Source organism: Pyrodictium delaneyi (assembly GCF_001412615.1).
GTDB classification, from domain to species: Archaea; Thermoproteota; Thermoprotei_A; order Sulfolobales; family Pyrodictiaceae; genus Pyrodictium; species Pyrodictium delaneyi.
Genome location: NZ_CP013011.1, coordinates 992,888 through 1,007,034 on the forward strand (window position 1 = coordinate 992,888; position 14,147 = coordinate 1,007,034).

21 protein-coding genes and 1 tRNA gene are annotated in these 14,147 nt (G+C 53.3%); all 22 read right to left on the reverse strand.

Going from position 1 to position 14,147, the window contains the following annotated elements:
* Nucleotides 1–135: 135 nt before the first annotated feature.
* Nucleotides 136–223, reverse strand: a tRNA-Ser gene (locus tag Pyrde_RS05050).
* A gap of 54 nt (nt 224–277) precedes the next feature.
* A complete protein-coding gene (locus Pyrde_RS05055) occupies nt 278–901 on the reverse strand; it encodes a class I SAM-dependent methyltransferase (protein WP_231656810.1) in 624 nt (207 codons plus the stop codon).
* On the reverse strand, nt 898–1,944 hold the full coding sequence (locus Pyrde_RS05060; protein ID WP_055410756.1) for an RNA-guided pseudouridylation complex pseudouridine synthase subunit Cbf5: 1,047 nt from the start codon (nt 1,942–1,944) through the stop codon (nt 898–900). The genes Pyrde_RS05055 and Pyrde_RS05060 overlap by 4 nt, the downstream gene beginning before the upstream one ends.
* 248 nt (nt 1,945–2,192) lie before the next feature.
* Nucleotides 2,193–2,489, reverse strand: coding sequence for a 50S ribosomal protein L14e (locus Pyrde_RS05065; protein WP_055408759.1), 297 nt, complete (start codon nt 2,487–2,489; stop codon nt 2,193–2,195).
* Nucleotides 2,490–2,542: 53 nt separating this feature from the next.
* Nucleotides 2,543–3,136, reverse strand: coding sequence for a (d)CMP kinase (gene cmk / locus Pyrde_RS05070; RefSeq protein WP_231656828.1), 594 nt, complete (start codon nt 3,134–3,136; stop codon nt 2,543–2,545).
* Between the two features lie 243 nt (nt 3,137–3,379).
* Nucleotides 3,380–3,682, reverse strand: a complete 303-nt coding sequence (locus Pyrde_RS05080) for a 50S ribosomal protein L34e (RefSeq protein WP_055408762.1) — start codon at nt 3,680–3,682, stop codon at nt 3,380–3,382.
* A gap of 38 nt (nt 3,683–3,720) precedes the next feature.
* Nucleotides 3,721–4,212, reverse strand: a complete 492-nt coding sequence (locus Pyrde_RS05085) for a hypothetical protein (RefSeq protein ID WP_055408764.1) — start codon at nt 4,210–4,212, stop codon at nt 3,721–3,723.
* Between the two features lie 89 nt (nt 4,213–4,301).
* A complete protein-coding gene (locus tag Pyrde_RS05090; protein WP_055408765.1) occupies nt 4,302–4,919 on the reverse strand; it encodes an adenylate kinase in 618 nt (205 codons plus the stop codon).
* Nucleotides 4,920–5,097: 178 nt separating this feature from the next.
* Complete coding sequence (gene secY, locus Pyrde_RS05095) at nt 5,098–6,486, reverse strand: preprotein translocase subunit SecY (protein WP_055408767.1); 1,389 nt, start codon at nt 6,484–6,486, stop codon at nt 5,098–5,100.
* Between the two features lie 299 nt (nt 6,487–6,785).
* Nucleotides 6,786–7,244 carry an uL15m family ribosomal protein gene (locus tag Pyrde_RS05100; protein WP_055408769.1) on the reverse strand — a complete coding sequence of 153 codons (459 nt, stop codon included), beginning with the start codon at nt 7,242–7,244 and terminating at the stop codon, nt 6,786–6,788.
* Between the two features lie 46 nt (nt 7,245–7,290).
* The gene (locus Pyrde_RS05105) at nt 7,291–7,833 is read right to left on the reverse strand and encodes a 50S ribosomal protein L30 (protein ID WP_055410760.1); all 543 of its coding nucleotides are present in this window, start codon (nt 7,831–7,833) and stop codon (nt 7,291–7,293) included.
* Nucleotides 7,834–7,950: 117 nt separating this feature from the next.
* The gene (locus Pyrde_RS05110) at nt 7,951–8,601 is read right to left on the reverse strand and encodes a 30S ribosomal protein S5 (RefSeq protein WP_055408772.1); all 651 of its coding nucleotides are present in this window, start codon (nt 8,599–8,601) and stop codon (nt 7,951–7,953) included.
* Nucleotides 8,601–9,236, reverse strand: a complete 636-nt coding sequence (locus Pyrde_RS05115) for a 50S ribosomal protein L18 (protein ID WP_055408774.1) — start codon at nt 9,234–9,236, stop codon at nt 8,601–8,603. Before Pyrde_RS05115 ends, Pyrde_RS05110 begins: the two co-directional genes overlap by 1 nt.
* A 270-nt stretch (nt 9,237–9,506) precedes the next feature.
* Nucleotides 9,507–9,971, reverse strand: coding sequence for a 50S ribosomal protein L19e (locus Pyrde_RS05120; RefSeq protein ID WP_055408776.1), 465 nt, complete (start codon nt 9,969–9,971; stop codon nt 9,507–9,509).
* A 74-nt stretch (nt 9,972–10,045) separates the two neighbouring features.
* Complete coding sequence (locus Pyrde_RS05125; protein WP_055408778.1) at nt 10,046–10,435, reverse strand: 50S ribosomal protein L32e; 390 nt, start codon at nt 10,433–10,435, stop codon at nt 10,046–10,048.
* Nucleotides 10,435–10,995, reverse strand: a complete 561-nt coding sequence (locus Pyrde_RS05130; protein WP_055408779.1) for a 50S ribosomal protein L6 — start codon at nt 10,993–10,995, stop codon at nt 10,435–10,437. The genes Pyrde_RS05125 and Pyrde_RS05130 overlap by 1 nt, the downstream gene beginning before the upstream one ends.
* A 139-nt stretch (nt 10,996–11,134) precedes the next feature.
* Nucleotides 11,135–11,536, reverse strand: a complete 402-nt coding sequence (locus tag Pyrde_RS05135; RefSeq protein WP_055408781.1) for a 30S ribosomal protein S8 — start codon at nt 11,534–11,536, stop codon at nt 11,135–11,137.
* 24 nt (nt 11,537–11,560) lie between these two features.
* The gene (locus Pyrde_RS05140; RefSeq protein WP_055408783.1) at nt 11,561–11,725 is read right to left on the reverse strand and encodes a 30S ribosomal protein S14; all 165 of its coding nucleotides are present in this window, start codon (nt 11,723–11,725) and stop codon (nt 11,561–11,563) included.
* A gap of 33 nt (nt 11,726–11,758) precedes the next feature.
* On the reverse strand, nt 11,759–12,367 hold the full coding sequence (locus Pyrde_RS05145; RefSeq protein WP_156328013.1) for a 50S ribosomal protein L5: 609 nt from the start codon (nt 12,365–12,367) through the stop codon (nt 11,759–11,761).
* On the reverse strand, nt 12,364–13,134 hold the full coding sequence (locus tag Pyrde_RS05150; protein WP_055408785.1) for a 30S ribosomal protein S4e: 771 nt from the start codon (nt 13,132–13,134) through the stop codon (nt 12,364–12,366). The genes Pyrde_RS05145 and Pyrde_RS05150 overlap by 4 nt, the downstream gene beginning before the upstream one ends.
* 31 nt (nt 13,135–13,165) lie before the next feature.
* Nucleotides 13,166–13,606: a 50S ribosomal protein L24 gene (rplX, locus tag Pyrde_RS05155; RefSeq protein ID WP_055410764.1), complete on the reverse strand. Its 441-nt coding sequence runs from the start codon at nt 13,604–13,606 to the stop codon at nt 13,166–13,168.
* 77 nt (nt 13,607–13,683) lie between these two features.
* Nucleotides 13,684–14,100, reverse strand: a complete 417-nt coding sequence (locus Pyrde_RS05160; RefSeq protein ID WP_055408787.1) for a 50S ribosomal protein L14 — start codon at nt 14,098–14,100, stop codon at nt 13,684–13,686.
* Nucleotides 14,101–14,147: the final 47 nt, after the last annotated feature.

Here is a 14,147-nt window from a genome sequence, read left to right on the forward strand (position 1 = left end):
GTAGAACCGGACAACCGACCGGAACTCAGAAGAAGACATGAGACCTCTAGGAGCAGCCAAGCTACAATATAGTTAGAAGACACAGAAGAACCATGATAATGAGACCATAACGCACTTACTGTTTTTAGATAATTGTGGCGCCGGGGGCGGGATTTGAACCCGCGCGGCCTCGACGGCCACCGGCTCTCCAGGCCGGCCCCTTGGTCCGCTCGGGCACCCCGGCGCCCAGAGGGCCTCTGGGCCCCGTGTAGAGGTAGTGGCTCTGGAGGGTAGAGGGTTATTGGTTTTCCCCGCGGGGCTCCCGGCTTTGTTTCTTCGCGTAGAGTATCGTGTAGCCCTTCTTCCTGAGGGCTACCCGGGCGTCTCCAAACACGTCCATCATGAGTTCTAGTGCCCGGTTAGCTCCCTTCCTCATAACGAGTTGTAGTGTGCCACCCTGGGCCAGGTGGCGTGGCGCCCCACGTATTATCTCCTCTATCGTGGCCATCCCTGCTGCTAACGGGGGATTGGAGATTATCACATTGAATTCCATACCCTCTACCGGTTCGTATAGGTTGCCGTGTAGCACCGTGACTCGGTCATCAACTCCGTTATGGCGGGCGTTGAGCTTTGCCAGCTCTACGGCCCGGGGGTTTATGTCAACCATTACTACGCGCAGGCCTGGATAAGCCTTGGCTAGTGTTATCCCTATTGCTCCGTAGCCACAGCCTAGGTCGAGTACTACACCCTTATCTGGTACCTCGGCGTGCTCTATGAGGAGCCGGGTGCCTGTGTCCACCTCGTCGGGGGAGAAGACGTCGCTGGACACGTAGAACTCTACTGTGACGCCGCGTATGTGGTCGCTTATCAGTCTCCGGGGACCGCGGCGGCTCCGTGGACGATAGTAGTGGCCTGAGGTCAACGCTTCTTCTCCCGCTGCTTCCATGCCTTGGGGTAGACGCCCGGCTTCATTATAACGCGGCGGATCTTCACCGCTATGCCGCGCCGCGCCTTTGCCATCTCCTCGCTGCTCATCTGCGCGACACCAACTGCTACAAGCTCACCCTTGAGTGTAAAGAGCGCCACTAGGTCTCCGCGCCTGATGCCTTCATGCAGCCTCACTATGCCGGGTACTGCCAGGTTCGCGCCGTGGGCTATCGCGTCTACTGCTGTATCACGTATCACTATCTTGGGGAGGTGGCTTACCGCGTACTCTACTGGCTTTATGTACTTCCTTAGGAGGTCCTCTTTGCCCTCGTTACGCCACCGGTAGTGTGCTTCGCTTAGGTCCTGAAGCCGCACCAGACCATGTTGCTCGCGGAAGGGACCGCTCTTGGTGCGGCGTAGCTCCCTCATGTGAGCGCCCACGCCTAGTATGAGTCCTACGTCGTGGCAGAGCTTCCTCATGTAGGTGCCTGCCTCGCAGAACACCCTCATCAAGGCGTAGCGGCCGTTATACTCTAGGAGTTCTATCTCGTAGATCTTCTTAGTCCTTAGGCTCCTCTTTACACTGCTCCTTAGGGGTGGCCTCTGGTAGATCTCACCTACGAACATTTCCAGCGCGCGGCGTAGGTCTTGCTCGGGTACGGGCTTGTGTAGCTGCATTACACACATGTACTCCTTGCCGGTGTGGACTACTAGGCCTATGACCTTCGTAGCCTCCTCCAAGGCTACAGGTAGAACGCCGGTGACCTTCGGGTCTAGCGTGCCACCATGTCCTGCCTTGGAAAGGCCAAACATCCTCTTTATCCAGGCTACTACTTCGTGACTTGTAGGCCCCGGCGGCTTGTCTAGCGCTACTACACCGAGCCTTATGTACTGTTCTATAGGCCTCCTCCAGGGCAGTGTGCCATAGTCTGGACTGGTCTCCTCCTCGAGCTTTACTATCCAGTGGCGCTCAAGCCCTGCAAACCGATCAAGTTCTTCTATAAACTCTAGACCTTGCCGGGTTAGGCTACTCGACATAGCGGCGTTACCCTCCCCTTCAGCCATCTATGTCCTAGTAGAGGGCCTGGCCCCCTATAACTCCCCAGTATACGCACCACAGCTGTACAGGAAGCAGGAGGAAACGTAGAGGCCCGGTATACGGTGCAGAGAGCTGTAGGAGGAGCTGCTAGAAGCTGTCGGCATGCCCCGGAGAGGAGCCGGGACGCGGAAAGGCTGGCTGAGGAGACAAGAGTCAAGGAGGAAACGCTGTAGCCGCTGGCCGCGGGCTAGAGTAGCCCGGGTTTTAGCTCGACGCGTACACGTTCCTTCATGAAGTCTAGTAGCCCTGCCTCTTCTAGGGCCTTCTTTACCTCCTCGTCGCTGGCACCTGGCTCTATGTTTATCTTTTCCGGGAGCACCTCAATGTGGTTTATGTTGGCACGCCTCCTCTTGACGCCTGAGACGTCCTTAGGCCCAGTTATCACGACGAAATTGTCGTCAATTATCTCTACTATTACACACTTCCTGCCCGCCTCGCGGCCACGGAGCTTTACGCAGAGACGGCCTACCTCTATCGCGGGCATCGCTTCTCTACCCCCAGCCTAAGGGCCACCAGGGGTCTGAGCTTCTTTAAGCCTTACCGGCTACAAGCTTCAATCTTGAACCCCTTCCTCGCAAGTAGCCGGCACGTATACGTCTTTATCACGTTGTACGCCTCGTCAACACTTAGCGGCTCGGTGTCGAGTACTAGGTTGAATATCTGCAGGTTGTTGACATCTATCCCGTAGTAGTCTAGGAAGCGGCGCCAATGCATGTACTCTCTCGCGACAGTCTCGCGATAGACCTCGTCTAGGGGCCTGTTTTCGCGCGCCGCTATGCGCCTTATCCGGACGTCTAGTGGCGCCGTAACGTAGATCCTTACATCAGCAACACTTCCCAGAACCCATGCCACGAGGTGGCCCTCGAGGACTACTCCTCCGCGACAGCCTATCTCTAGTGTCCTCGAGTCTATTTCTAGATCTATACTCGGATCCTCCGAAGCTATCCGGTTCAGCTCCTCTATGCTTACCCCGCGTTCCCGTGCCACCATCCGGAAAATCATACCCGCCGAGTAGTACTCGAGACCTAGCTCCTCGGCTAGCCGACGAGCATATGTTGTTTTACCGCTGCCCGGAGGCCCGCTAACAGCTATTGTAGGACCCCTCTTGTTAGTACTGCATCTCCGTACGATCAAGCCGCCCCTCCGACCCCCATGCCGCTAAGCAGGCTAACGAGCTAATAATGATTGTAACCGCTACTACCTCTATCCATCCACAAATAAGAAGTACACAGCTCTCAGTCCTTGGTGTACACTATGCCCTGAAAGTAGAAACTGAGAAGAGTCAAGAACGCTATGCGGAGAAGGAAAGAGCCCTTGCTCTACAACATTCTGGCCAGGAAATACATGAAGCGCTACTGTTCAGCAAGAGGCGCGTTATTGCTGCCGGCTAGCCTGCAACTGCTGGAGCAACTGCGTCCTAATAGTCTTCTTTAGCAGTTTTGTCAAGCATTTCGGGCATAGTACACCGCCATACATACGTTCGGGGCGCTTAGCCGTCTTAGGCAGCTTACGTAGCTCTACCGGACGTAGCCTCGGCACACCATTGAGCGGACTACCACATATAGCGCACTTGGCAGGCCCTGGCCTCCGCTTCTCGTAGTGTATACGCGTCTCGCCGCCCGGGGTGCGAACGAATACCCTCCTTAGAGAGCGGCTCCTATACCTAGGCCTGGGCATCCCTTGTCCACACCTCGCGCTATAGGCTCCCCGGGGCTCTAGCTGGTCTGCTGCCGGGCTTTCTTAAGCATTAGTATTCCTACGAGGTCGTACTGTATAATGGGCAGCGAGATTAGGAATGTAAGTGCTGCCAGGAGGCTCGGCACTGTCACACATACATCAGAGTCTCCGGGAACTAGCGTCAAGACGGGTATACAACACAGCGACGGGAGCGGTATGGGACGCATTGTGAAGACTGTTATAGCGCCAAGATATACAGGAGTCAAGAGCCCCAAGCGGAGTAGCGTATATCGACGTACCATCCCTTGGAGTGATGCTATACGAGAGTATAGTTTCCCCGCACGCCGTCTAACCCGCTTATCAGTGGCATGTTCGATGTTCCGGAAATCACTGACTATCTGCTCTAGCTCAGCCCTCGCGTTAAGATAAGAGGAGCCTGCTATGCGGTAGAATAGGTACTCCGCGACAAGGACCCCGATAATAGCGAGCATTACCACATAGACCTCGTAAACAAGGATACTGGTAACCATATACTACATCAGCCCCTCTGAAGGACTCGGGAAGCTTCTGGGCTTACATCAAGGTCAAGGCAACGTCATAAAAAGCATGTAGAACTAAGCTAGCGTAGTTTTAGCGCTAGCTCCACTATTTTCTGTGCGGCTATACCAGGATCGCCCTCCACGTTCTCGACGAGATAGACACTAGCAGCGACGCGTACAGCGCTAGCCATTGCAGCTACACGCGCCATCTCTATGAGCAGCTTTATGGCCTCCACATTACCTATGTCACTCCTTACTCGGCCCTTGTCGCGCTGCTGCCGCGCCAGGATTATCTCCGGTGCAGCCTCAACTAGGACTATGGAGTCTGGACGGAGTTCTTTTACAACATTCTCTGGCAGTCCCGGCCAGTATCCCGTAGAAGTCTTTATCACGGCATGTGTATCGATGAATAGGAACCCTTTCTCTGATAGCTTCTGCTCGGCGTCGCGGCGTATACTCTCTGCCGCCATCTCCTGGAGCTCAAGCTGCTTACGGAGCGGGAGGTGCCTCATCTCATCACGGTGTTTTACGAGCCCCTGCTCCGAAGCCACACGAAACATATAGTCGCCAAAGTTTACTACAAGTACTTGCTCGCCATTATTCTTCATTATTTCTACAACCTTGCCAAGAACTGTAGTTTTTCCTACGCCAGGTACACCGGTCACCACTACAGTTACGAAGGGGTTGCGCAGCACCATGTCCTACCTACCCCGCATTACTCTCTGGAGGCTGAGCTGTGAAGCCTAGAGATGCAAACACGCTGCTGCGGGTTGAAGGCTGAGCTGGATACATTCTGTATGCTAAACTGTTGAGGAATCGGGCCACGCTAGGCCCACTCTGTCGGCCTGGAGCCGGTGTTATAAAAAATTAGACCACTTATTCGCCTATTAGCCTCTGCAGCATCGGGTACATCTCTAGTGTTCTCTCATATGCTAGCGCCTGGTAGAAGTTATACACTATACCTACCAGCAGTACCAGTCCGGAGCCTGTACCATACGCGCCGAATATGTCAGCGAGAACCGCTATGCCAGCAACTAGTAGCGAGCTAATTACTGTCAACGGGTATATGTACTTAGCGAGTATCTTCTCGAGTAGCTTCACGTTCCGGCGAAGCCCTGGCAACTCCATACCAGACTTTATCAAGTTCTCTGCCTGCTGTCTCGGGCTCAGCCCTGCTATCTCGACCCAGATGAAGCCGAAGAATAGGCCGAGTAGCAGCCATGCTATGACAAATATCACTGTACGTAGGGGGTCGGCTGCCGCTTCGAGGAGTCCTCTGGGCGGGCTTACATAGTGGTAAAGTACTGCTAGGCCCTTGGCTATTGCACTGTCGGGGCCCGTGATGCCTGCTATCATCTGGTAGAATACTGCTATGTCAGATACTACTATACCGACGAAGAGTATAGGTATGTTTGTCACGTAGATGAAGTTTAGTGGGATCCTAGTCTTTATGCTGCCGTAGCGTGGGCTTGTCACCGGTATGTAGACCCTCATTAGCTGGAAGTAAGCCAATATCATTATGATTGCTATTGTGGCTAGGAAGCCCACGAAGTCCGGGAGACCATGGCGAAGTATTGCAAAGTCGCCTGTCTTTATCACGTGTGCTAGCCAGCCATAGTAGTCTACCTGGTTCTCACCAACCGGTACAGGGACGGGGCCTGCAAACTGCCAGGCAAGGCCCTTTACGACGTTAGCTACAATGAAGAGGCTTAGCGCCGAGCCTATACCCCATCCATTGCGTACTAGCTCATCGAACCACATCAATATGAGCGTCGCGAACGCTAGTTGCGCAACCACTAGTAGCTTTATTCCGGTACCTACAGGACAGCCGCCGCCACCTAGTGTTGTCACCCAGAACTGACAGCCTACAGCATAAGCTGCTGCCTCGAGCACAGCGAATAGGAGGGCAAGAGTACGCTGCGCACCCATGAATATCTTTCTATCACGGGGCTTAGTGAGATCCATCTGGATTAAACCGCCACCAACTAGCACCTCAAGGACTATACCAGCTGTCACTATGGGGCCTATACCAAGCGTCATCAACGATCCAATGTTCATACCCAGGATTAATGATGCGAGAGCTTGGCTAGCCTGCTGCTGCTGATATCCCAGCACACCAAGCAGAGGTATCTCGCTCATTATGAGGTATAGTAAGACGACTATGCCGGTCCATGCCAGTCTAGTAGGAAGAGGCGGGCGGCGAGCAGGCTTTTCCACTGCCGGGATATACCGTGAGACTGCAGCGAGCGCCTCCAGTACACCCATTGCGAGCGTCGCCCCCAGGCCAGGCGAAGCTCCCGTCCAGCTTAAAAGAGCCACCGACTAGGCTTCCAGCGTTTCCGATTACTCAATACTGTCATACTAAAAACAACCAATGGAGCTAATCAAGCTGAAGCGGCTCATACCAAGTACTAAGGTATAGTAATATTCATAGAAGACCTTGCAGGGTAAAACGGGTCCAAGAAATAGTACACCACCAGGCCCAAGTTAGGGCAGAAAGAGACCTAGCAGAGGCAGAGCTGGATGATGGAACTAAAAGCCGGGGAAAGGATTCTTAGTTAGGGTTAGTTCTCCTCGTTATTTAAGACTACTACTTCGCCGCCAGCTGCTTCAATCTTGCGTATAGCTGATTCACTGGCCGCTGGTACTATTACCTTCACAGGCTTTGTTATGCTTCCGCGGCCTAGCAATTTGTTGTAGCCTAGACTAGCAAGGTTTACTACTATCTTTCCGCCCTCCTCGCTAGCCTTGCCCTCACGGAGCCATACGTCAAGTTTCTCTGCTAGCTCACCCACGTTTATCTCGTTCACTTTGACCTCATAGGTTAGTGGCCTATTGAAGCCGTGTTTGCCGAACCATGTAGGAGCATACTTCACTACCCATGTCCACATGTGCTTGTGCATACCGGCAGCTCCAAAACCGCCGCGGCTACCACTGCCGCGGTGCTGGCCTATGCGGCCCCAGCCCATTGTCCTAGTGCGGCCACGTAGACGTCTACTCTTCTTCCTGCGGCGGACAACCATTGCCCACACCCAGAGCGTTCTCCGCTGGCTCCCGGGCCGGGAGTGGTTAGAGCATTCTCTTTATAAGCTCGTTTATGCCAGCACCTCTGTAGCCCAGCTCGCCGCCAGCACCGTATGGCTTCTTTATGCTGCCCTTGAAGCCTCCACGTGGCGGGTGTAGTCTGAACACAGGCTTTATTATCCATATCTTGTTCTTCTTGTCGTAGAGCTTGTGTAGCATTATCTCGCCTTTTAGCAGCTTGTCCGCGAGTTCCTCGATACCACCCTGTAGACCAAGCTTCTCGCGCACATACTCGTCGGTTAGAGGCTTGTTGCCAGATACGCGGCCGCGGCGACGCAGCAGTTCTATGAGTGTCTCGCGGTCGATCTCGCCCCAGGTTACCCAGTCCTTAACCTTGTGTATCATCCTCTCTATGCCAGGTAGAGTTGACGGGTACAGTACTAGGTGGAATTTACGGTGGAGCCTTAGCAGTGATAGTGTGTATTCTACGTCGGGATGTACATCTACCCTACCGCGGAGCCGGATTATAGCATAGAGCTTTACCTGGCCCGTTGGGGCTGCCTTCTGCTCCGCAGACGCGACTGCCATTTCTTCATCCACCTCTCCGTATACGGACAAGCGTATAGCCAGGGGTTGGACAAGCACCGGTTAATTCATGGGTATTGGAAATAAGGGCTTATAGAGGCTAGAGCGTTAGAGCCTGGTTTAGCTCTGCGAAGCCTGTATCCAGTCGAGCGGAGTTACGAACTTGTAGGTCTGCTTTAGCGCGTTATAGGTAGCCTTTACGAAGTTCAGCGTAGTCCTTGTGTCGCCGCGAGTGAAGCTCCACACATCTTGTATACCAGCCATCCTTAGGACTACCTTGGCTGCGTCGCCTGCTACTAGCCCTGTACCACGGGGCGCTGGCTTGAGGACCACCTCTACGCTACCACTCTTACCGCGTACTGTGAAGGGTACGCTGTGTGGCTGGTCACAGAGACACTCCCAGCTACCGCACCCACGCCGCACGGGTATTATGTTGAGCTTGGCGTTGCGTATAGCCTTCTCTATTGCTGGCCTTAGCTGCCGAGCCTTGCCCTGGCCTACGCCTACAAAGCCGTTCTCATTACCTATGACGACTACTACGCGGAACTTGTTTATGCGGCCAGCGTCAGTCATCTTCTGTACCAGTCTTACGTCAACAGTCTCGCTCTTTAGCTCTGGGCCTATCAAGTAGTCCACTATCTCGGGCTCGAGTATCGGCAGGTTACGCTCAAATATCTCGCTGAGGCTGCGTATACGACCCTCCTTTACCAACCTCCCTACGAATGTACGTGGCTTCCATTCCTGCTCGAGCTCGTAAGGCGAGAGGCTCATCACGCAACAGCCTCCTTAGCAGCCTTTACCTTCTCAACAACATCACGGTAGTCTTCTAGTATTTTACTCTTAACCTCCTCAAAATGCTTAGGCAGATCTTCGGGGCGTAGACCTCTCTTGAGGTATAGGCTGAATCTGCGCTCGTAAAGCTCTGGGTTCTCCTGGGCAAGCATAGCAGCATACTTGGCTATATGTTCGCCTCGTATCCTGTAATCCTCCGGGAATATCTCTTCGCTGTGTGGCACTTCTAGTCCGGCATCGACAGCTCCCTTGAGAGCAGCAAAGACCCTAGCGCCGCGTACTGGCCTGTGTAGCCCTATGTCGAGTACCGCGTAGTCTATACCCGCCTTGAGGGCGCGCAGGGCAGCAAGCATACCGGTGAGGTAGGCTGCCGAGGTGTTCTTCGTTCCGCCTAGCCAACCATAACGCTTCACGAGCTCTCTGCTATGAGCCGCAGCAACTGTTACATCGCCTTGAGGTTTAGCAATGATTACCTGAACCCAGATGTACTTGTTAGTCTTCCTAACGACTAGCCTGGGCTTACCAGAGAGTACCATAATGTAGCGCTTATAGTAGTTGGTCTTACCCTCCCTACGCCGCCTCCTCGGCACCTTGTATCTTGGTCCATGAGCCATGACAGTCCACCGGCCCTAACCGCGTACCCGGTGCGGAGAAGCGCAACCCCACACTCCCTTAATAAATACAAATCGTAGAGAGGGGCACAGTTTCCCTCTGTTACCTTACCACACCCTGAGCCCATTACGTAAACAAGGGGAGCACACAAAGGCTAGCATAAAGAGGTTTAACTAGCCAACCGAGCTTTATAAGCAGACTATACCAGACGGGTAGGAGGATTGTTAGGAGTATGGGAATCAAAGAAGAGTATTGAGTATTATGAGAAAGTTCTATTTGCGGACGCTTGTAGGGTATCCGTGTTCTTCTAGCCATCTCTTGAGCGACGCAAATGTTGGGAACATTCCGCCCTTAGCCCACATGTAGAGCTTTCTGTAGGTCCTCCTGTCTATTACACCATGGTCACGAAGGTAGCGGAGGTATCTTCTCATCTTACGTATCCGGTGCATCCATTCCTCCTTGGGGTCACGCCTCGCCGAGGCTTCGCCCTTCCGTCTACCGTAGCCACGGTGCCTGCCCTTCTTCCTGGCCTCGTGCCTCTCACGCCAGCGACCCCGAGAGGGGCTGTGCTTAGGCTTGACTTTTATCACGCCTTCCTTGATTAGGCGGCGCACCTCTTCCCTAGTGATGGCACTAGCTACATCGTCTATTCTGGAAGGATCTATCCATATCCTCGACTCGCCTACACCCAGTATCTCTGCCGCGAGTCTACGCTGCATGGACAAATCCTGAGCCATTCTTAGGCCACCCCGCAGCCTCTCCCAGCTCCCTGACCTCGGAGAGCAATCACCCCGGTATAAGAAAGAGGTGCTTATGCGTTTGCTACACGGAAGCCCTTAGCACGCGCCTTCTCTAGTATCTGCTGACGTTTCCTCAGCCCGACTCCCGCCGCTATGTATATTATGTGTCTTGACGGGTCCAGCCTGTCTAGCTCTGAGGGACTGCTCACACGTACAGGTTCTAGCCCAGTAGGGTGTAGTCCACGTACTGCTGCTGGTGCTCGGTACCCGACATCCACTACTGGAGGTCTACCCTTCAGCCGTAGCCTCATAGGATTGTCTATACCCTTTGGTTTACGCCACTTCGGGTCATTCTTGAACTTGGGGAATTTCCACCATAGTGTACGTAGGAACTCAGGTTTCTTGGACTTCAGCAAACGCCTTACTCTAAGCAGCCTCTCTATATCTTTGCCACGCTCCATTACTCAGCCACCCCCTTTTCATAGATGTATATACCGTCTACGAAAACACGTCTGTCCTTATCCTTAACCTTTGTAGCGAGTTCTATGTTGGCCGCTGTCTGGCCTACAGCCTCTATATCTATACCCTCAACAATGACATCGTCCTTCTGGACCTTTACCGTAACGCCCGGCATTATCCTAGCAACACGCGGCGCCTTCTCGCCAAGGAAGTTCTCTATGACTACCTTGTCACCCTGCACTTTAACTGTTACAGGGAAGTGTGAGAACACTATCTTTAGCTTATACCTGAAGCCCTTAGTTACACCAGTAATCATGTTTTCTATGTGAGCTGCTATTGTACCCACTAGTGCCTTAAGCCTCCTATTGGCGAAGTATGCCTCAACTACTACCTTCTTACCTTCTTCGTCCTCGTCGACCCTTATTATCACACCGCGTGCATGCGAGAAGTCTCTCGTTAGTTCCCCCTTGGGACCTCGGACAGTAACTTTTAACCCATCTACACTTACCTCTACACCTTCTGGTATAGGCACCTCCTCAGCTATATGTACAAGTTTAGCCATCCTGCCGCACACCCCTTTACTGCATGTAGATGTAGCGATGAGCATGAGGTTGTAACGCCACTACCTCCCGCACAGATGCTTCTACAAACCCCAGGAGGCTGACGACAAGCCTAGACACTGTAAAATTAGGTAATGCCCGCTAGTAGACGTATGCTAACAGTACACCACCTATCTTACGCTCTAGTGCTTCGCGATGCGACATTACTCCCTGGCTTGTCGACAGTATCAGTATACCGATATCCCTGCTTGGTAGATACTTACGAAGCCACTCTGGCATTCTGATTAGGTCGGTGTACTTCACAGAATATCTTGGCTTAATGACGCCGGCCTTATTTATACGGCCTAGTAGTCTTACGCGTATCTTGCCCCAGCGACCATCATCTATATATTCAAACTCACCTATGTAGCCCTCTCGCTGCATGACGCGGAGTACATTAGCTATCAGCTTCGACGCTGGCATTATGACTACTTCCGGCTTGGCCCTCATCTCAGCGTTAACTATAGCAGCCATCGCGTTAGCAAGTGTATCAAGCATAACCATCCTGTATCACCCCGCTATGCCTGATCACATATACTTACGGAAGCCTAGACTAACTGCTAGCTCGCGGAAACACTGGCGACAGAGCATCAATCCATACTTCTTTATTACAGCATCGTGGCTGCCACAACGCTGACACTTGTATGCGCCCTTACCGTACTTTACTACTCTAGGCGGCCTATACTTCCCCATAACCAGGCACCCCCGAGTCTAGACCCGGCATTTCTACCTCGGCTCTATAACTACTCCGAACATCTCGTGTAGAAGCACCATAGACTCTTCCTTTGTTACACGGTGGCGGCGTGGTATCCTGCTGCGTGCACGCCTCCTCCGTGCTACTCTGTAACCTGGCCTCTCGATGGTTAGTACTACGTCCATTCCGAATACGCCTATTTCTGGATCGTAGCGTACACCTGGTATAGTTATGTGCTCCTTTATGCCAAACGCTACGTTGCCGAACTCGTCGAACTGGCTAGCCTTTAGCTTGTTGCCAACAGCCTGGAGCGCCTTGCGTAGGAACTCGATCGCCTTTTCGCGGCGAAGGGTTACAACGGCTGCTATGGGCTCGCCCTTCCTTATGCCGAAGTCGCGTATTGTCTTCTTAGCCTTTCGTACCGATGGCTTTTGACCGGTTAGCATTTCGAGCACGCGTATAGCCTTCTGTAGTCTCTCGCCGGACTCGCCGACGCTAATGTTGACTGTAACCTTGACTAGGCGGGGCTTTACCATAGGGTTCTGTTCCCAGCGCTTCTTGATAGCTTCTATCTCTTCCTGTGACAGTGGAAGCGGGGATGTAGGCTGCTGCACAACCGGCGTATAGCTAAAGTAGCTCATTTCCATGCACCCTCCGGGAGGCTTATCCAGGGCTCTTCCTCGGGCGGTGCAATTACGAAGACGTAATCGAGACTCGTCTGGAGCTTCTCTCCGCGGGCATCCTCAAGCGTGACTATGCTGCCTTTACGTCCAAGGCCGCGCTGTATTGACACTATCCTGCCTACACGGCCAACGTTGCGGCCACCGAATACTATGGCCAGGCTACCTACATCGAGCGGTGCATAACCTAGCAGCTCCTGCTGAGGTATTGATATCTTTACTGTGCCTAGGGTCTTGTATTCCTTAGCTTCTACTGGGTTCGTTGGGTCGGAGACACGTATGAGCACGTTGCGGCCATCGTGTAGATGTAGCTGTATATGTCCACCTTTCACTGTAGACTTGTCTTCCAGCCGTCCTAGCTTGAAACTTGCTTCCTCCTTTGGTATTGGGTGTAGTGTGAAGAAGCGTACAGGGTACGGGAGTACTCTGTAGGCCTCACCGGTATCAACTATCTCAACTACATCCATGAAGCCTACGGGGTACTTGTAGTTCCTTCTAATTCTACCATCTACTTTGAAGTGGCCCTCCGCTATAAGCTTACGAGCCTCACGGCCAGTCTTAGCATAGCCTAGCACATCTCTCACAAGTATCAGTAGCGGTATGGATCTCTCTATGGGATGAGGGCCCGGCGACGGTTTTACTGTGAAGACGCCAGCACGCTGACGTACGGGCCAGAACTTTGGAGCAGCTAATGTTCTCAGGTGCCTACGACCACCCATTCTAGCCATGCCTTGCCACCCCTAGCGTGGTCCCCATCTGCTACTGGGCCTCAGGCTTCTGGCCCCCTATAGACCCCTCTCTCCCGCGGAGGAGGGCCAGCTGGACTTCGCGCTGACGGCGCTTGCGCTCTATTATCTCGCGGCGCCGCTTATCATCAAGGTTCAGAGACACTATCATGACCTTCGAGGGGTGCACCGGATAGTAGCGGGGCTCACCACGTGCATTGTTTATCGTGACACCCTCTATGAATATCCTCATACGGCGTAGGTCTACACGTACAACCTTACCCTTGTGACCCTTAAAGTCGCCCCGCATCACGACGACTTCGTCGCCTACGCGCACTGGTAGACTCCTTATGCCGTACTGCTTACGTAGCTCGGGACTAAGAGGTGCAGCCATGAGCTTTTGCCTCTTATGGAGCGGTGCGTTGAAGAGTGCCTTTCTCTGCTTTCGAGGCTGACTCGACTTCACCCAGCGCATCTTACCGCACCCATTCATACATCGTCGTGTCCACGTGCTATAAGCAAGCGTTCTAGCAAGACGATAAATATAGGGATTTAGATGATTATGCTAGCTATGTTGGCCACCTTTGGCCAGCGCTCCGCCGCCTCGCGGGCGACAGGGCCACGTATTTCGCTACCCTTAGGAGACCCGTCCTGGCTGACGATAACCACTGCATTGTCCTCAAAGGCTACCCATGTGCCGTCGGGTCTGCGGTATGGCCTCCTCTGCCTTATCACTATAGCGCGTGTTACCTGCTTTCTCATCTCTGGCGTACCCTTCTTCACAGTGACAACTACCATGTCGCCTATAGTTGCTGGTGGTATTCTACGTAGACGGCCATGGTACCCTATGACACCTATAATCATGGCCTCCTTGGCGCCACTATTGTCGGCTACACGTACATAGCTACCTACCTGTAGACCCGCAGGTATGTGTCTCCGGGGGCCTGCGCCAGCTCCACCCTTCGGCATAGCAGCTCTACACCCCGGGCGCTCGGAGAAACTCGGTTAGAGTTATT